The sequence below is a fragment of the uncultured Parabacteroides sp. genome (assembly GCF_905196875.1).
Taxonomy (GTDB): Bacteria; Bacteroidota; Bacteroidia; order Bacteroidales; family Tannerellaceae; genus Parabacteroides.
On sequence record NZ_CAJJWO010000048.1, the window covers coordinates 21368 to 40182 of the forward strand.

14 protein-coding genes are annotated in these 18815 nt (G+C 45.1%); 11 read left to right on the top strand and 3 right to left on the bottom strand.

Annotated elements, in window-relative coordinates; all coding sequences use genetic code 11:
• Nucleotides 1-184 precede the first annotated feature (184 nt).
• The 3 genes from QZ076_RS15215 to QZ076_RS15225 form a co-directional block, all read right to left on the bottom strand.
• Nucleotides 185-1120, bottom strand: coding sequence for a FecR domain-containing protein (locus tag QZ076_RS15215; protein ID WP_293714485.1), 936 nt, complete (start codon nt 1118-1120; stop codon nt 185-187).
• Between the two features lie 66 nt (nt 1121-1186).
• Entirely contained in the window at nt 1187-1738 is a 552-nt protein-coding gene (locus QZ076_RS15220) for an RNA polymerase sigma-70 factor (RefSeq protein ID WP_293714506.1), read from the bottom strand.
• 36 nt (nt 1739-1774) lie between these two features.
• Nucleotides 1775-3328, bottom strand: coding sequence for an ATP-binding protein (locus QZ076_RS15225; RefSeq protein ID WP_293714487.1), 1554 nt, complete (start codon nt 3326-3328; stop codon nt 1775-1777).
• Between the two features lie 257 nt (nt 3329-3585).
• Between QZ076_RS15225 and QZ076_RS15230 the strand changes: the two genes are divergently transcribed.
• The 11 genes from QZ076_RS15230 to QZ076_RS15280 form a co-directional block, all read left to right on the top strand.
• Entirely contained in the window at nt 3586-4176 is a 591-nt protein-coding gene (locus QZ076_RS15230) for an HU family DNA-binding protein (protein WP_293714489.1), read from the top strand.
• A 99-nt stretch (nt 4177-4275) separates the two neighbouring features.
• Nucleotides 4276-4839, top strand: coding sequence for an RNA polymerase sigma-70 factor (locus QZ076_RS15235; protein ID WP_293714491.1), 564 nt, complete (start codon nt 4276-4278; stop codon nt 4837-4839).
• Between the two features lie 139 nt (nt 4840-4978).
• Nucleotides 4979-6028: an efflux RND transporter periplasmic adaptor subunit gene (locus QZ076_RS15240; RefSeq protein WP_293714493.1), complete on the top strand. Its 1050-nt coding sequence runs from the start codon at nt 4979-4981 to the stop codon at nt 6026-6028.
• Between the two features lie 5 nt (nt 6029-6033).
• The gene (locus QZ076_RS15245) at nt 6034-9072 is read left to right on the top strand and encodes an efflux RND transporter permease subunit (protein WP_293714495.1); all 3039 of its coding nucleotides are present in this window, start codon (nt 6034-6036) and stop codon (nt 9070-9072) included.
• Nucleotides 9069-10361: a TolC family protein gene (locus QZ076_RS15250; RefSeq protein ID WP_293714496.1), complete on the top strand. Its 1293-nt coding sequence runs from the start codon at nt 9069-9071 to the stop codon at nt 10359-10361. Before QZ076_RS15245 ends, QZ076_RS15250 begins: the two co-directional genes overlap by 4 nt.
• 41 nt (nt 10362-10402) lie before the next feature.
• Nucleotides 10403-11428 (top strand): sensor histidine kinase, encoded by a 1026-nt coding sequence (locus tag QZ076_RS15255; RefSeq protein WP_293714508.1) that lies wholly within the window; start codon nt 10403-10405, stop codon nt 11426-11428.
• Nucleotides 11421-12194, top strand: coding sequence for a LytTR family transcriptional regulator DNA-binding domain-containing protein (locus tag QZ076_RS15260; protein ID WP_293714497.1), 774 nt, complete (start codon nt 11421-11423; stop codon nt 12192-12194). The genes QZ076_RS15255 and QZ076_RS15260 overlap by 8 nt, the downstream gene beginning before the upstream one ends.
• A gap of 89 nt (nt 12195-12283) precedes the next feature.
• The gene (locus QZ076_RS15265) at nt 12284-13249 is read left to right on the top strand and encodes a FecR domain-containing protein (RefSeq protein WP_293714498.1); all 966 of its coding nucleotides are present in this window, start codon (nt 12284-12286) and stop codon (nt 13247-13249) included.
• 239 nt (nt 13250-13488) lie between these two features.
• Entirely contained in the window at nt 13489-16854 is a 3366-nt protein-coding gene (locus QZ076_RS15270; RefSeq protein WP_293714500.1) for a TonB-dependent receptor, read from the top strand.
• 29 nt (nt 16855-16883) lie between these two features.
• Nucleotides 16884-18494, top strand: coding sequence for a RagB/SusD family nutrient uptake outer membrane protein (locus QZ076_RS15275; RefSeq protein ID WP_293714502.1), 1611 nt, complete (start codon nt 16884-16886; stop codon nt 18492-18494).
• A gap of 2 nt (nt 18495-18496) precedes the next feature.
• The coding region (locus QZ076_RS15280) for a sulfatase-like hydrolase/transferase (protein WP_293714504.1) at nt 18497-18815 on the top strand (319 nt) is incomplete at its 3' end.

Sequence of the window (18815 nt, forward strand, 5' to 3'; positions counted from 1 at the left end):
GTATAGATTGTGAATACAAAATATAATTCATAATTTTGCAATATAATTTTATTAGTACTTCGATTTATATTTTAGGTCGGGGTTCTAACCCATAACCGGTGAGCGTTGGCGCGCTTGCCGGTTTTCCTCATGCTTTTTACGTTTGTCTCATAGGCTATCAGATTTAAAAGGTTACACAATAAGATTAATTAATTGTTATCAGATTCTTTTCCTCATCTTTCTTATAAGTGAAATGATTTGTCAATTGTAAAACACTCAGGATATGATCCAGGCCGTCTCTTGTCCGGAATTTACCGGTACAATGCCGCTTGTTCTCAAGTACTGATTTATTATTAACATCGATATTTACATCAAAATACAATTTCAGTTTATCCAGTACCTCTATCAACGGTTCATCAAAATAGAGAATGCCTTCACGCCACAGGAAATAATCCGTACTTTTTATAGGGACAACCGATAACCCGTTATTCACAAGCACTGCCCGATGATTCGGAGTAAGAGAAATGGTATGGTCGGTTATACGATCCGAAATCTCCACCTTTCCCGTTAACAAGGCGGTTTCAAATTCCTCAGATCGGTTATAGGCATTGACATTAAAGGATGTACCCAAAGCTTTAATATCATAAGTGGAAGTCGAGACGATGAACGGTTTCTCCTTATTGGCCTTCACCTCAAAAAAGCCTTCACCTTCCAAAGAGACTTTCCGTTTTCCTTCAACAAAACGAGTCGGAAAATTTAATGTACTACCGGCATTCAGCCATACTTTAGAACCGTCGGCTAACGTCAGTTGCGCATTCTGGCCTGCAGGGACATGCACGGTTTGCATGGCAATATCCTCTTCTGCAGAAGGATTAAACCAATGATTCAATGTAAATCCAAGAATAAAGATAGCAGCTATTTTTATCGCTTCCCGCCAAACACGACGCCATTCGATCGTCCGTCCGGATGATGCAACGACAACCTCCGTATCTTCATGCCAAAAGCTTATCTCATACAGTCGGCATAGTCGCTGATAGTATTTTAAATTAACCTCGTCAGCATCCAGCCATTCGGTAATCAGACGCGATTGCTCATCCGTAGTTTGCCCCTCAAAATATAATTGTAATAGTCTATCATCCATATTCTATCGCTTTTCATATATAAGACGATACCCGGGAGAAGTTCACTAGTGACATATCCGTTTTTTTTAATCTAAAAACAGAAAATAAAATAAAGGCAGGTAATCTTTCAAAGCAACACGAAGAGCCTTCAGAGCTTTCGCTATATGATAATCAACTCCTTTTACTGTTATCCCCAGTATCTCGGCTATTTCTTTTCCGGATTTTTGCTCGAAACGGCTCATCATAAATACTTTTTTGGTCTGCGATGGCAATTCATCCAACGTTTTGGTTAAGATAGACTGAATTTCTTTAGAGAAAATATCATCCGGATTACACGCTTCCAAAGTAGAGATACGAATAGACAATTCACGATGCTGCCATTCCGCCATCGCCTCGATAACCTCCTGCATGCTCGATTGCTTCTTCAGATAGTCGAGTGACTTATGTTTGAGTATGGTCAATAGCAATGCAAGAGGTTTCTCTACCGGCTCCTTTTTCATCGTCTCCCAAAGTTTGACCAATGATTCGGTAGCAATATCCTCCGCCACCAAATCATTCCGGACATACAGGTTTGCAAACCGGAAGGATTTTGCGTAATATTGCTCATATATATTATTGAATAACGTTGTAACAGGCATATCTGATATCTCCACCTTTATTGGCAAATAAACCGGTCAGGAATACACCACCTCCCATTTATCCATGCTTCGGGTCTTGGAATCAAAATTTACTCCTATCCTGACCAATGTCCGTCCATCCATTTCGAACGGACGCGCATAACCCTGCTTTTCTATTTGCTGCAATGCTTCTTCTACCGAACCATCCAGTTTGAATTCCATGATATAAATATAATCTTTTGTTTGCAAGATCATATCCGCACGACCATAAGAGGTATGGTATTCGGCCTGAACATACAATCCCATCAACTTGCAGACGATGAAAAGGACATTCTGATAATACCTTTCCACATCTGCGGTCAGTTCGTAAGGAACATCATAGAAAAAAGTCTTTAAACGACGAAGAAAACCCTCCGGATTTCCTTTGCGTATATCCGTTACGAAGTTTTTCAACTGAAAAGCAGTCTCACCTTCTTTCACGGTCGTATAAAAAGGTAAAAGATAACGCATAAAACCCTCTTCCACCTCTTTATTAGGAAATCCCAAGCGGTACATGGCAAATTCCTCATCATATCCTTTGATCGTAAGATAGCCGCTCTGATAGATAACGGGGATCGGATTATAAGACGCTACATCAATGCTGTTTAGCACATCGACATCTATCTCCTCAGTTCCTATTTCCGACAAATCGTATTGAGCTCTTTTCAATAATTCAACCAGATAAGTCGGAGTACCTGTCTCGAACCAGTAACTTCCGAATTTCAGCGTTTTAAACGTATTCAGCAGACTGAAAGGATTATATATTCCTATGCTATTTTCTGTAAAATGATATCCATCATAATACACTTTCAACTTTTGGCAAATCTCCTCATACGTCTGACGGTTTGCTTCAGCCAACTCATGCAACTGCGGTTCCAGATAATCATGAATTTCTTTTTCCGAAACCCCGCAAATATCCACATAACGCCTGTCCATACTGATATCCTGCAAGTTATTCAGATCGCTGAACACGCTCACCTTCCCAAACTTGGTCACTCCGGTCAACAACGCGAAGCGGATATATTTATCCATTGTTTTCAGGACGGAATAAAAAGATTTCAACGTACTCCTGTAAGCCGCCTGCAACTCTTCATTGCCGATTGCCTGAAGCATCGGTTTATCGTATTCATCGATCAGGATAACGACACGCTGTCCGGTTTGTTCCGCCGCACGCTCTACAAGTCCGCGAAAACGCAAGGCCAGAGAGGTTTCGCCCGGCCCGGTTCCATATAGCTTCTCCCAGTTCAGCAAGGTAAAGTTCAATATTCTATCCAGACTTTCGGGCGTATTATATTTTTCCGTATTCAGGTCGATATGTAAGATAGGATGTTTCGTCCAGTTCTTTTCGAGCTTTTCCAATGCCAGCCCTTCGAAAAGCTCCTTCTTCCCTTCAAAGTAAGCTTCCAGAGTAGAAATCAGCAGACTTTTACCGAAGCGGCGCGGGCGGCTCAGGAAATAGTAACTGCCAGTCGCTGCCAATTCATACACAAAAGCGGTTTTATCAATGTAAAGATAGCCGTCTTTACGCAATTTCTCAAAATTCTGAATTCCAATCGGATAAATAATAGCCATAATTACTCGTTTTACTTTGACCTGATAAGCAAAGATAAAGATTATTCACTGAATATAGAGTATTCTAACAGATAATACATTCCTGAAACAATAAATCATGCGCCAGATATAATCTTTTACCCGGAATATTCTATATATTTGATCCCAGTTATTATTCATCCGACAGCTGTTAGATATATATCCGACAATTGTAAGATGAATATATAACAATTGTCAGACGAATTAAATATGGAATATAAACAATAATACAAGGGACTATGGGAGCTAAATATGCCTTATACGAGAATCCTAATCCGAGGAAAGACGGGAAAAAGCAGCCTTTACATGCCAGGATCGTATCCAAAGGAACTGTGAGAACGGAAGAGATCGCGGATGATATCGCCGATGCGTGCGGTTATTCCACAGCTGTAACAAAAGGAATGCTGGACGCGCTGGCACATATCGTATCGCGCCACCTCAGAAGGGGGTATACGGTGGAACTGAACGAATTAGGTTCATTCTCCATCTCGCTGAAATGCCGCCCGGTAATGGATAAGAAGGAGATACGCTCCTGGTCGATCAAATTCGGGAATGTTCATTTCCGAGGGAATAAAAAACTGAAACAACAACTCCAATCCATCGACCTCGAACGGGCTGAAGATGCCGGTCCTACCTCTTATACACCGGAACAACGTAAAAACCGTGCATTGAACTATCTGGAGAACCACGATTATATCAATCGTCCCATTTACATGCAATTAAACGGCTGCAATCATTCCACAGCCTCCCACGACCTGACCACCCTTACGAACGAAGGGAAGATCAAGCGACTGGGACAAGGGAAGGCGGTGTTGTATGTTCTTGTTTAAGATTTTGATGCTGTTACCCAGGAAATTCCCTCAATCATTTTCTAATAAACAAATATTATACTATCTTGGACGGCGCGTTTGAATATGATAAAAAAGGATATGACAAACTTTTCAGGAACTGAGAAAGCCGCATTTTCGAAAATATACCTGGTATATTTTCCTAAACTCGTGCGCTTCTCCCGGGAATACGTAATTTCCACCGAAGATGCGGAAAATATCGTACAGGATATTTTCATGTATCTGTGGGAACATCAGGATATGCTGGATTCGCTGACAAACCTCAACGCGTACCTGTTCACCCTGACGAAAAACAGATGTATCGACTTTTATCGCCACAGAGCATTAATAGACAGCAAAAAAGAGTCGCTGGACAATCTACAGGACCGGGAACTGAAACTGAAAATGGAAGCATTGATGCAGTTCGACGAAAACATCTTTACAGAAAAAGAAATAGAAAATTTATTAGCCCAGGCTATTGAACACCTGCCGGAGAAATGCCGGCAGGTGTTCATTCTGAGCAGAATGAACGGGCTGAAACATGAAGAGATAGCCGCACAGTTGAATATATCCGTTAATACCGTCCAAAACCATATCGTAACCGCCTTGCGCAAACTGAAAGTTGAACTAAAAGACTATCTACCCCTGTTTCTGTTCATTATTTAAACGATTCATCCATCCTTCAGCCTGGCTATATCCGGGTTGAGTTCCTCATTTCCGGGTTTCAGTAAATGTATGCCACCCAGACTACCATATAACCATTACTTTCGGCCACAAATTAAAATCTCAGATAAAATTTGAACCGATGAAAGTAGTAGTCAGACAACTCCTGTTCCTTTGCATTATATTCGTAGGAATCTCCTGCAGTTCGGGAGAAAAGCAATCTAAAAAGCAAAACATGATCGTCCGGGTATCCCAGGCAAAGCCAGGCGATGCAAACGGGAAAAATGAATTTTCATTCATTGCCAAACCCTACCGTACGTCCGAATTATCATTCCGGGTAGGCGGTCCGATCGACCGGTTCGACGTATATGCCGGTAATCACTATCAGCAAGGACAACCGATTGCAGAAATAGACCCGCGCGACTTCCGGATTCGTAAGGAGCGTGCCGAAGCGCTTTACAACCAGTCTAAATCCGAATTCGAACGCATCGAAGCGCTATTCCATAAAAATAACATATCGGCAAGCACTTACGAAAAGGCTAAAGCCGATTATACATCCGCCAGGACAGCCTTTGAGACAGCGTCAAACGAACTGAACGATACCCGGCTTATAGCTCCTTTCAGCGGCTATATAGGCGAGGTATATATAGAAAAATATCAGGATGTGAAAGCCACCCAGCCAGTCGTTTCACTGGTGGATATAGATCAGCTCCGGATCGAAGCCTACGTCACGCAGGATATAGCTTTCCGAGCTCCGGATATAAAACACGTAGAGCTTCGCTTCGACGCGATTCCGGATACTATATACGAAGCCCGTGTAATGGAAATTTCCAAAAGCACCACCCGCAACAACCTCTCCTACCTGTTGACAGCAATACTTCCGAACAAGGATGGGAAATTACTTTCCGGAATGTCGGGCCGGATATTCTTCCATACCGATACAGACAACTCCTCCACTGTCAGTATTCCGCAAACAGCTCTCTGCCACCGGCCTTCCGAGGGCGATTATGTATGGATCGTAAACCCTGGGGATCAGACCGTTTCACGCCGTAAAGTAACGCTCTCAGGAATACAGAAAGACGGGAAAGCGACCATTACAAGCGGAGTACAGGTAGGCGAAATGATTGCTGTGAGCGGACTCCGCTTTTTATCGGACGGGATGGTTGTCGAATTTTCACAAGACAGAAGATAGTACCTATGAAACTAGTCAAATATTTCTTAAAGAATAAACCGGTAACGATACTGATCCTGTTGCTGGTTTTCATTGGAGGCATATTCTCTTATGTCAAAATGGGGAAACTGGAAGATGCCCCGTTCACGATCAAACAGGCGATGGTACTTACTTCCTATCCGGGCGCTTCCCCTTCGGAAGTGCAGACACAGGTAACGGATGTGCTGGAAGAAGCGATCCAATCGCTCGGTGAACTCGATTACCTGAAAACGGAGAACCGCGCCGGACTATCGAAGATAACGGTCTACGTCAAAAAAGAGATACGTGCCGACGAGATGCAGCAGCTTTGGGACAAATTACGTAGAAAGGTCAACGACGCACAGGAAAAACTGCCTGCCGGAGCAAGCCCTTCTGTGGTCAACGACGATTTCGGCGATGTGCTGGGTGTCTTTTACGGATTGACCGGAAACGGATACACATACAGGCAGCTGGAAGAACAGGCCAAGTTAATAAAGAATGACCTGCTGAAAGTAAAAGATGTGGCGAAAGTCGAGATATACGGCGTACCTGTACCTACTATCGATATATCCGTCAGTCCCTCGATGATGTCGCAGAGCGGAATCACGACAACAGATATCGTACGTGCTTTCGACGCCCAGAATAAAGTGGTCGATGCCGGAGGAATTGAAACGGAAGAGAACCGGATACGTATCGAGTCGACCGGCAACTTCTACTCTTTGGACGATATAGCCAACCTTACGATCGTTTCCCGTACAGGAGAACATTTTCGCTTGGAGGATATAGCAGCTATCAGTGAAGGATACAAAACGCCGGTCAGCAATATGATGCGGATCGACGGGGAACCGGCCATCGGTATCGCTATATCTACCGTCCCGACAGGAAATGTAGTAGATATGGCCGCACTGGTCAAAGAAAGGATAGACTGGTTTTCCTCGGTAATGCCCGAAGGGTACCGGTTACATTCCATATACGACCAGGGATACGAGTCGGACGTAGCTAATAAAGGATTTATCCTGAACCTGATCATCTCTGTTCTGACAGTTGTGGCAATCCTGCTTTTTTTCATCGGGTTCAAAAATGGTATCCTGATCGGTAGCGGCCTGGTATTCTCTATTTTCGCGACGTTGATCGTGATGTTTGCCGGAGGAATAGCCCTTCAGCGCATGTCGCTCGCCGCGATCATCATTGCTATGGGGATGTTGGTCGATAATGCGATCGTCGTATCCGACTCGGCACTGGTCAATATGCAGCGGGGAATGCGTAAACGCGTGGCGATCCTGCGGGCATGTTCTTCTACGGCATTGCCATTGCTGGCAGCTACCGTGATTGCTATCCTGACATTCCTGCCTATCTACTTTTCACCGCATATCACGGGAGAGTTGCTTTCTTCGCTGGTTATTGTCATCGGGGTTTCACTGATGTTCAGCTGGGTATTCGCCCTGACACAGACTCCGTTCTTTATTCAGGAGTTCGTACGTCGCCCCCGTCCGGACGAACTGAAAGGAGAACTTTTCAGCGGTAAGATATACGACCGTTTCAGGGCGGCTCTGCGTTATGTCATCAAATATAAATATGTGGCAACAGGCAGTCTGCTGCTGTTGCTTATCGCATCGGCATGGAGTTTTAAGTTCATACCTAAAGTGTTCGTACCCTCGCTAGATAAGCAATACTTTACAATCGATATGTGGCTGCCCGAAGGAACACGTATAGAGAAAACAGACGAGCTTTCCCAGGAAATAGCAAGATATATCCACAGCCAGGAGCAGACCGAAATGGTATCCGGCTATATCGGACGGACGCCACCACGCTATTATCTATCGAATATCGCCTTCGGTCCGCAATCCAATTATGCCCAGTTACTGGTGAAATGTCATTCTCCGAAAGAAGCCAGAGAGTTGAATGCGCTTTTGCAGGATTCGATACGTATCAAATATCCCGAGCCACTAATCAAGGTTAATAAGTTTGAACTCAGTCCGTTGTCCGAAGCACTTATTGAGGCACGTTTCCTGGGGCCTGATCCAGGAGTATTAGACTCGCTGGCACAAACGGCTATCGAGATAATGAGACAAAATCCGAAAGTAGCCGATGCACGCAACGAATGGGGGTCGATGACCCTGATGATACGTCCGGTATACGATCCGGTTAAGGCCGGCGCATTAGGAATAACGAAAGCGGCTATGATGGAGTCGGTCAAATCGATCAGCGACGGGCTTCCTGTGGGTATCTACCGGGATAATGAGAAGAAAGTACCGGTATTATTAAAGTCCGGAATGCCGGATATATCGGATGTTACCTCATTGGGGAACTTCTCGGTATGGAACGGGGACAAGTCGGCCCCCCTTTCGCAGGTAACCGAACGGATAGAAACAACCTGGGAATATCCGCAAGTGAGAACCTACAATCGTCAGTTGTCGATGGCGGCCATGTGTGGTGTCCAACCAGGGAATACAATGGCGGAAGTACACGGGGAAATACGAAAAGAGATAGAAAAGATCGAACTACCCGAAGGATATACATTCTTCTGGGATTCCCAATTCAAAGATCAGACGGAAGGTTTGCAGGCTCTCGCCAAGTTCTTCCCACTGGCATTCCTGTTGCTTATCGTGATACTGGTCGCCCTGTTCGGTAATTTCCGTGAGCCATTGATCATCCTGTGTGTGCTTCCTCTGTCGATTATCGGTGTTGCCATAGGCATGCTTGTCACCGGGTTCGAGTTCGGTTTCTTCCCGATCGCAGGCTGGCTCAGCTTACTGGGAATGATCATCAAGAATGTCATTGTCCTGATCGATGAGATCAACGTACAACACAGAAGTGGGGTCACCATTTATACAGCGATCATAGAGGCTACGGTATCCCGTACACGGCCGGTACTGATGGCGGCGACAACAACCATTTTCGGGATGATCCCTCTCCTTTTTGATGTTGCTTTCGGAGGAATGGCCGCCACCATTATTTTCGGGCTGACATTCGCCACCCTGCTTACCTTATTCGTCACGCCCGCATTGTATGCCATATTTTATAAAGTAAAAGAGAAAAAGCAATGAAAAAGATATTTATATTAGGCTTGTTATGCAGTTCATTGACATTGTCTGCACAACAAAGTGCGCTGTTAGAAAAATACCGTTCCATGGCACTCGGCTATAACCATGACCTGAAAGCAGCCGAAAGAAATATTTCCGCCAGTATCGAACTGGAAAATATGGCTCGTGCCGATATGAAACCGAGCCTTACCGGAGGTGCCAACTTCAATTATACAGGCAATCCACTGGAATTGACATTAAATATGCCGGGAATGGATAACCCTGTCTCATTTCAGGGGAAGGATCTGAAATACGGTGCATCGGTCACCCTGCTTCAACCGGTCTATACCGGAGGGCGCCTGCTGGAGTCTATCCGTATGGCACAGCACCAGCAATCGCTGGCTTCTTCCCAAGCCGAGATGATCGGTTCGGCGGTTTGCTTCCAGACCGACATGCAATACTGGAATACGGTAGCCCGTAGGGAGATGGTCGATATTGCATCCGACTCCAAAAATTCGGTATCCTCCTTGGTTACGACGATCCGTGAACGGGTAGAAGCCGGCCTGGTCGACCCCCAGGATCTGCTGATGGCTGAAGTGAAACTGAACGAAGCGGAGTACCAGCTGCTACAAGCCCAAAGCAATTTCGAAACAGGACGGATGGCCCTCAACTCCATCATAGGGGAAGAATTGCAACAGGCTACTCCTACCGACTCCTGTATTCCGGTAGTCTCTTTACAGGACTCCTTATTACATCAGGAGGAGTTCAATCGACCCGAACTAAAAATCGCTTACGATAAAATAAAGATAGAGGAAAGTACCCTGAAACTAAATGACTCGCAATATAAACCCCAGTTATATATAGGTATAGACGGAAGCTATTCCTCTCCGGGGTACAATTTTCGTTCGGACCTGGACCCTAACTATGCCGTTTATGCCAAGCTTTCCATTCCTATCTTTGAATGGGGCAAACGGAAAAGCCAGAAAAGAGCTTCGACCCACCGGATTGAAATGGCTACCGACAACCTGAACAAGGTAACCGATAACATCCGGCTGGAAGTGCAAACAGCCCGTACCGCTCTTCTTCAGGCAATCCGCCGGATCGAACTGGCCGGCTCTTCCCTCGAAAAAGCCAGGGAGAATGAACAGAAAGCAACGGAGAGATATGCAGAAGGGAAAGTGTCTATCCTGGAAGTGATAGATGCACAAACATATCGTCAGACGGCACAGGTCAATTACGTACAGGCCAAAGTCTCGGCTCAGGGGCATTATTCCGAACTGATAAAATCGCTGAACCTGTATGAATATAAATAGAATCTGCTAACTTTAACGGCTGGATACACATTGTTATGCGCATAAAACTGAAGATATTGCTATATGGCCTTCTGTTCTCCGGATTAGGGACCTTCTCTCATCTGCTTCTGGTGAATTATACCAATCTTTCACCGGAAGTAACAGATGCGTTATATTCAGTGAAAGCATTTGTCTTTTTTATCTTTGCCTTTAATATTCTCGGATATTCCACTCTTTGGCTAAGCTCATGGATCAACGAACAGTATTCGCTGAACATTAAAAAACGGGGAAAGATCATCTCACTTTATACAGTGGTAATACTTATGTTGTTCTTGCTGAACTACGGATTACTGGTCATCGCTAAATTACTTGTCGGTGCGGAATATCCGTATACATTCCCTAATGGCGGAGTACGTATCCTGATCGTTGTCTGGCTGGTAGAGCTTGTCATACTGGGCTTGCTGATTGCCAATAATTCGATACAACATTCTCTGAAGCTGGAACAGCAAGCTGCTGAGTTATTGAAAGAAAACAACACGGCACGCTACACGGCATTACAGAACCAGCTGAACCCGCATTTCCTGTTCAACAGCCTGAATACGCTGATCGCAGAAATACAGTATGATCCCCGGAAAGCGGTCGGGTTCACCAAAAACCTGTCGAATGTGTACCGTTATGTACTTCAATGCCAGAACAAGCCTTTGGTTACTTTGGATGAGGAACTGGAGTTTATGACAGTCTACCTTTTCTTGCATGAGGTACGTTTGGGAAACTGTATCCACTGTCACTCGGATATTCCGGCAGACCGTCTGGACAGCATGCTTCCCCCGTTGACATTACAGCTGCTGACGGAGAATGTGATCAAGCACAACTCGATAACCATAAACAAGCCGATGAATATAAATATCAGTATTAATAATGACTATCTGGTAGTGAGCAACTCTATCAATCCTAAAAAAAGAAATGAGCCTTCCGGCATCGGCCTGAAGAATCTTTCAAACAGATGCAAACTGATACTGAACAAAGAAATCAATGTATCCGATGAGAACGGATTATTTACAGTAAAAGTACCCTTGTTATATGAATAAAATACATGCTGTCATTATAGAAGACGAAGTGCCTGCCGCACGGTTACTCCATTCGATGATCAAAGCCTTGCGTCCAGGCTGGGAGATCACCTTGCTGCCGGGCAATGTGGAAGAGTCGGTAAAATGGTTCGGGGAACATCCGCATCCGGATCTTATATTTCTGGATATACAGTTATCGGACGGAGACTCATTCCACTTTCTTTCTGAAGCGAAACCGACATCGACCATCATCTTTACCACGGCTTACGATGAATATGCCATCCGTGCATTCAGTGTAAACAGTATCGATTATATCCTGAAACCCGTCGATGAGAAACGGCTGCTCGAAGCAATCATCAAATATGAGACGCTGACCCATAAAAGGGATGTTCAACCGGAGGACTATCTCGATACAATACTCGAAAGCCTGCAACGGAAAGAGAAACGCTACCGTTCGCGTTTTCTGATTTATGGTGCCGATAAGTTCTGGACCTTACAAGTTTCCGACATAGCCTATTTCTATTCGGAGAACAAAGTTACTTTTGCCGTTACGCACACCGACAAAGAACATATCGTAGATCTGCCGTTAAATAAACTCGAAGAACAGCTCGACCCGGACCGGTTTTTCCGGGCAAACCGTCAGGTACTCTTAAGCATCACCGCCATCATTCATGTAGAACCTTATTTCAACGGGAAGATCGTAATCCGGGTTAAGCCGCCGCACAAAACAAAAATAACCGTAAGCGAAGAGAAAATCTCTTCATTCAAACTGTGGCTTAATTTCTGATAGATAACAAAAAGATATTTTTTTTCATCTCCGACTAGTAGTTGCCCGAAGTTATTTCGTCATATGTATAGAACGACTAACTTAGCAGCATGAACGAACAACTAGATAAATATTTCCTCGGAGAACTTTCCACAATTGAAAAAGAAGCACTCTTCGACCAGATAGAATCTGACCCGGATAACAAAGCAGAGTTTATCCGGATGCAGAATACCGTCACCGTTTCGAAGCTCGCCGAACAGAGCAAAGACAACGAGTGGGCCGGAAAGAAGATGAAGGAACTGGAAAGCCGCATCAACCGGAAACAGGCTCGCCGCCTTTCTCTCAATCTGGCAAAATATGCTGCTGTCGTAGCTGTTTTACTGGTCAATATCTGGTTGCTTACCGACAAATTTATGCCGGAGGAAAAGGCTCCGCTTTATACCCAGATAAAAGTGCCGACCGGTCAGCGCATATACATGACGCTTCAGGACGGAACGGAAGCCTGGCTGAGCCCCCGGTCGATCATCCGGATACCGAGCGAATTCAGCAAAGACGAACGTTCGATAGAGCTGGACGGAGAAGGTTTCTTTGCCGTTACAAAAGATGCCAAACGCCCGTTTATCGTCAAGACCCAGGATTATAATATCAAAGTGCTCGGAACGAGGTTCAACGTTTTTGCCTATACGAAAAGCAAGCGTTTTGAAACCAATCTGGTGGAAGGTAGCGTGCAAGTAATCAACAACAGCCGCCCGGAGGAATATATGACTCTGAAACCGAACGAAATGGTATCGTTGAAAGACGGCAGACTCGTGAAATCGACTGCCCCGTTCAATAATGAAGAGTATCTGAAAAGCGGAATATTCTACTTCAGTAATAAGAAATTCTCCGAGATACTAGACTACCTCACTTTATGGTATAAGGTGAAGTTTGAAGTGAAAGAGTCTGCCCAGACAGACAAGTACGTATCCGGGAAGTTCCGGCAAAGCGATGATATAGAACGAATACTGAAAGCGTTGCAAGGAGTTCATCCTTTCCGGTATAAAATAGAGAACAACGAAAACATTGAAATATACTAACAGAATAATCACCTAAAAGATAATGCCTATGAAGTAAGCCTGAAATTCCACAGGAACGGTATAAAAAAGGGGCAAGTGTTACCAGCACTTACCCCGGAGTCAATACCTTTCCTTTATGTATCCACAAAAAGTCAAATACAGTATTAACTTTAAAAACTACAAGCAAAGTTATGAAAAAAAACTTATTGCTATTGTTCAATCATGTCTTTTATCTTGAATTAAAGCCTATAATTCGTGTTATGAAGATCACAACAATTCTTACATTAATCGCAGTTTTTCAACTAGGTGCGACCACTTTACATTCTCAGAACGCGAAAGTGAGCATAAGTAGGAATACTCTTCCACTCAAGGAATTCATCCATGAGATAGAGAAGCAGACAGACTACTTGTTCATGTACAGCGAAAAGGAGATCGATATGCAACAAGAGGTGTATGTCAACGCCAGGAACAAACCCGTATCGAAAGTCTTGGAGGAGGCGCTGGCCGATAGCGAGGTCAGGTACAACTTCAATGAAGGGTATATCTCTTTACGCAAAGTAAAAAACGAAATCGTCAATCAGGATGGCCGGAAGATAACCGGTCTGGTAAAAGATACCAACGGCGAACCGGTGATCGGTGCAAACATTATGGTGAAAGGTTCCAGTATCGGTACCATCACCGATATAGACGGCCGTTTTACACTGGAAATACCTGACAATACGACCTTGCTTATCTCTTACATCGGTTATCTGCCGCAGGAGATCGCAACAGCCAACAAGTCGGATTTCTCCATCCTACTGAAAGAAGATACACAAACACTTGAAGAAGTGGTTGTAGTGGGTTACGGACAGCAGAAGAAAGTAAGCATTACCGGTGCGGTAGGCAATATTAAGAGCGATAACATCAACCGCCTGGCCAACAGTACGACAGCATCCATGCAGGGTGTGGCTCCCGGTTTAACGATCCTGGATAAGGGCGGATCGCCGGGACGTGCAACGACTACACTTCGTATCAGAGGTATCACTACGATCAATACACAACAAAATGAGAATGATCATATCGACCGCAATGCGGCTTTACTGCTGGTAGACGGTGTCGAACAGCGCATCTCCGATATCAATCCCGACGACATCGAAAGTATCTCTATCCTGAAAGACGCTTCCACTACCGCCATCTATGGTTCGCGTGCAGCCAACGGTGTAGTGCTCGTTACAACCAAACGTGGTAAGGAGGGTAAGATCAGAATGAACTTCAATACCTATTGGGGAGTTCAGAGCGTGACGAACAAACCGGAGCACATGGAAACAGTCACTTATATGAAGCAGCAAAATTATGCCTTCCAGAATGCCGGACAGGCTCCCCGCTACTCCGACACCTTTATTCAGGAATGGATTGCCAACCATAAAAACGATCCTATCACCTATCGTAAAGCCAATCAGTGGCAGGATGCCGTTTACAGCTCTGCACTGCAACAGAATTACAGCCTTACCGTAAGTGGTGGTAATGAAAAAGCCAAAGGCTTGATGGCATTACGTTATTACGATCAGGATGGCGTCGTACCTAACTACAAATCCGATATTAAAGAAATTCGTGTAAATACGGACTTCCAGCCTTTCAGGCGACTTAAAATATCGGCAGATGCCAACTTCAGAAGCAGTTATTCAAAGGCACCGATCGATGCTTACGAATATGATAAGAATGGTGGCGGTGTTTTCTACTCCATGTACCATGCTACACAATTTGTCGTTCCTCAGTATCCCGACGGTAGCTACGGGTTGGGTAACAAGAATGCCAATCCGCTAATGCTGGCCGAAATGGGTGGTACCGACAAGCAATGGAACAATCTGTTCATCGGCAATATCAAAGCAGAGTTGAATATCATCGATGGATTGAAGTTCACGGCCCAGTATGCACAACGTTATGGGTTCGATAAGATCGTTAAATTCGAAAATGCCTATACAGTCGTAGACAATCAATATCTGGACTGGACGGCAACAGCCAAAAACGAAGCTTACAATCCGAGCAGTACCCGCCAGCGTACAAGGAATATCTCCCGTAACAGCATGGACGACAAACGCGAAGATATGAACGAATATACGCTCAATCTCCTGTTGAACTACGAAAAACAGCTGGGCAAACATAATTTGCAGGCCCTGGCCGGTTTCTCGCAGATAAAGAACGAATGGTCGCATAACCAGGCACAACGCTGGGATTTTTATAATAATGATGTTCCCTCCATCAATATGGGTTCGGAAAGTTCCTGGAAAAGCTATGGTTATAATAATGAATACGCTTTGCGCTCTTATTTCGGTCGTCTGAACTATAATTATGACAACCGTTACCTGATCGAAGCAAACCTGCGTTACGACGGGACATCCCGTTTTACCGGAGATAATCAATACGGAACATTCCCGTCGTTCTCTGCCGGTTGGCGTATATCCAACGAAGCATTCTGGAGCGATGAGCTACGTAATATTGTTTCCGACCTGAAGCTGAGAGCTTCCTGGGGTAAAACAGGTAACCAGACGGCCGGTCTCTACGCTTTCTACGAAAGTTACACCTCTACGTCTTATAACTTCGGTGGTAACCTGGTACAAGGCTATATGCAAAAAGAACTTGCCAACAAAGACCTGAAATGGGAAACCAGTACACAGACCGACATAGGTCTGGATGCGGGATTTCTGGACAACCGCCTGACACTGACAGCAGACTATTATTATAAGAAAACCGACGGCATCCTGGTGAAACTGCCTATCTCAGGAACGATCGGCCTCGATGCACCGGAGCAGAATGCTGCGGTTGTAGACAATAAAGGGTTCGAGCTGGCACTCGACTGGAAAGATAATATCGGCGACTTCTACTACGGAGTAAACTTCAACATTTCCAACAACTGGAATAAAGTGGTCAGCCTCGGCGGAGCCAACCCGACAGTAGACGGAGGCGCAGCCGACGTTATCAAGACAGTCCGCGAAGGTTATCCCATCAATTCTTACTGGGGCTACGAAACGGACGGTTTGCTTACCCAGGCGGATATAGATAACAACTATCCTGTTTACGACAGCCGTATGACAACCGGCGATATTAAATACGTAGACCGCAACAAAGACGGCAAGATTGACGCCGAAGACATGAAAGTGATCGGCAACGAGTTTCCACGCTACCCGTTCGCCTTGTCTGCCAACTTCGCCTATAAAGGGTTCGATTTCTCATTCATGTTCCAGGGTGTGATCGATGCCGAAACACGCGTATCGGGTGCACTTGCCGAAGGTGGTAACTTTGAAGGTTTCACACTCGATATCTTTAAAGATTACTGGACACCAGAAAATCTGAATGCCCGCTTCCCACGTCCGCGTAAAAGTGTGGACTACAACTCTATGATGTCTGATTTCTGGGTGATCGATGCCGGCTATATCCGTCTGAAGAATGTTCAGCTGGGCTATACGGTTCCACAGGAACTGAGCCGGAAGCTTTATCTCGATAAAGCACGTATTTACCTGGCTGGTAGCAACCTGCTTACATTCTCTCCGCTGAAAGAATGGGGACTCGATCCGGAATTTGTATCCGGCCGTTTCTTGTACTATCCGCAAACTTCGGTTTATACGATCGGACTTAATTTGACATTCTAAATGCTATTAACTTTGAAATATTATTCATTATGAAGAAGATTTTTATATACCTAGCTTTTCCTTGCGTCCTGTTTGGCTGTGACGTTCTCGATACAATACCGACAGACCGTATATCTTCTGAAATATTCTGGAAAACGGACAAGGACGCCGAATATGCCTCCAACGCTGTTTACCGTTTCCTCGAAGATCCGGGTACTTTACTGGGCCGTGATCAGATGTCGGATATCGCACGTGCAACCTTCGAGACATCGGATGAAACGAAAGTAGAAGCCAGCATCGCGGACCCACAGACAAATATCTTCCAGAATACATGGAACGATATGTATAAGGGGATTCGCCGTTGCAACGATTATATGGATAACGTCGACAAGATCGTTCCTGAAAACGAGGCTAAGGTAAAAACCTACACAGCCGAAGTCCGTACACTGCGTTGTTATTTTTATTCCCGTATGGTTGCTTACTTCGGTGACGTTCCACTGATCACTACACCGATCGGTATCAGCGAGTCGAAAGAACTGACACGGACTCCCGTATCGGAAATATACGATTTCATCTATAAGGAGCTCACTGAAGCGGCCAATGATCTGCCGTTGAAAGCCAGCGAAGCCGGCCGTGTAACCAAAGGGGCGGCTCTCGGTATACTGGCACGTACCATGTTGTTCGCAGCAGGTAATGTGACCGGTACAGACGATCGGGCTACATTATATTATCAACGGGCTAAAGAAGCCGCCGATGCAGTGATCGCTTCCGGTACTTATTCCCTGTTGCCGACCTATAAAGAGCTGTTTACTTATGAAAATGAGAACAATCAAGAGGTTATTTTCGACAAACAATTCATGAAAGACGTATATTCTAATTCAGTAATGAATAACTTCGGAGCCGTATCATTGGGAAACAACGGTTCGATGATGTCGCCTACCGCCGTGCTTGTCGACGAATACGAAACGATCAACGGGAAAAAGATCACCGAAGACAGTTCTTACGATCCTATGAACCCTTATGAAGGTCGTGACCCGCGCCTCAGCTACACACTGTATGCACCGGGTGATGAGCTACCTAACGGAACGATATACGACTCCCGTCCGGGATGGAGCACAACAGGCGATGTGATCGGAGCCAGCTACCAGGTGTCCAAAACGGGATTACTTCCGAAGAAATATATCAACGCGGAAGATATCGGGCAGAGTAACCGTACGAACTGTGGTATCAACCTGATCATTATGCGTTATGCGGAGATCCTGCTGACTGCCGCCGAAGCCCGTATCGAGCTGAATACGGAAACTAATCTTGCCCTGCAATACATCAATCAGGTTCGCCAGCGTCCGGATGTAAACATGCCGGTGTTATCGGGTATCACCTCGCAGGCCGCCCTGCGCGAAGCTGTACGCCACGAAAGAACGGTCGAACTAGCACTGGAAGGCCATCGATTCTTCGACATTCGTCGCTGGAAAACTGCTGAAGATGTTTGTAATATGGATCAGATAGAAGGCATGCGTTATGTGGATAAGGAAACAGGGATACTGGTGACTGTCACCACCGACTACAAGAAGAAATTCACATCGCGCGACTATCTGTGGCCTATCCCTTACAACGAAAGACAATTGAATAATAACTTAGTTCAGAATAATGGCTGGAATTGATTATGAAGACATTAGTATTTAAAACATTACCAATTGCAACGCTTGCCTTTTCGGCAAGCGTATGCAGTGCACAGAACAGTAAAGAGAGCAAACCGAATATCCTTGTGATCCTGGCGGATGATATGGGCTTTTCGGATCTGGGCTGTTACGGTAGCGAGATCCATACGCCTAACCTGGATAAACTGGCGGCAGAGGGACTGCGTTTTACCCATTTTTATAATACAAGCCGCAGCTGTCCGACCCGTGCATCATTACTGACCGGTCTGTATCAACATCAGGCAGGTATCGGACGTATGACCTTCGACGATAATCAACCAGGGT

Coding starts and splice junctions, on each gene's coding strand:
- QZ076_RS15240 (WP_293714493.1), top strand. CDS start 4,979: ATGAAAGTAGTAGTCAGACAACTCCTGTTCCTTTGCATTATATTCGTA.
- QZ076_RS15260 (WP_293714497.1), top strand. CDS start 11,421: ATGAATAAAATACATGCTGTCATTATAGAAGACGAAGTGCCTGCCGCA.
- QZ076_RS15245 (WP_293714495.1), top strand. CDS start 6,034: ATGAAACTAGTCAAATATTTCTTAAAGAATAAACCGGTAACGATACTG.
- QZ076_RS15250 (WP_293714496.1), top strand. CDS start 9,069: ATGAAAAAGATATTTATATTAGGCTTGTTATGCAGTTCATTGACATTG.
- QZ076_RS15220 (WP_293714506.1), bottom strand. CDS start 1,738: ATGCCTGTTACAACGTTATTCAATAATATATATGAGCAATATTACGCA.
- QZ076_RS15230 (WP_293714489.1), top strand. CDS start 3,586: ATGGGAGCTAAATATGCCTTATACGAGAATCCTAATCCGAGGAAAGAC.
- QZ076_RS15215 (WP_293714485.1), bottom strand. CDS start 1,120: ATGGATGATAGACTATTACAATTATATTTTGAGGGGCAAACTACGGAT.
- QZ076_RS15225 (WP_293714487.1), bottom strand. CDS start 3,328: ATGGCTATTATTTATCCGATTGGAATTCAGAATTTTGAGAAATTGCGT.
- QZ076_RS15235 (WP_293714491.1), top strand. CDS start 4,276: ATGACAAACTTTTCAGGAACTGAGAAAGCCGCATTTTCGAAAATATAC.
- QZ076_RS15265 (WP_293714498.1), top strand. CDS start 12,284: ATGAACGAACAACTAGATAAATATTTCCTCGGAGAACTTTCCACAATT.
- QZ076_RS15275 (WP_293714502.1), top strand. CDS start 16,884: ATGAAGAAGATTTTTATATACCTAGCTTTTCCTTGCGTCCTGTTTGGC.
- QZ076_RS15270 (WP_293714500.1), top strand. CDS start 13,489: ATGAAGATCACAACAATTCTTACATTAATCGCAGTTTTTCAACTAGGT.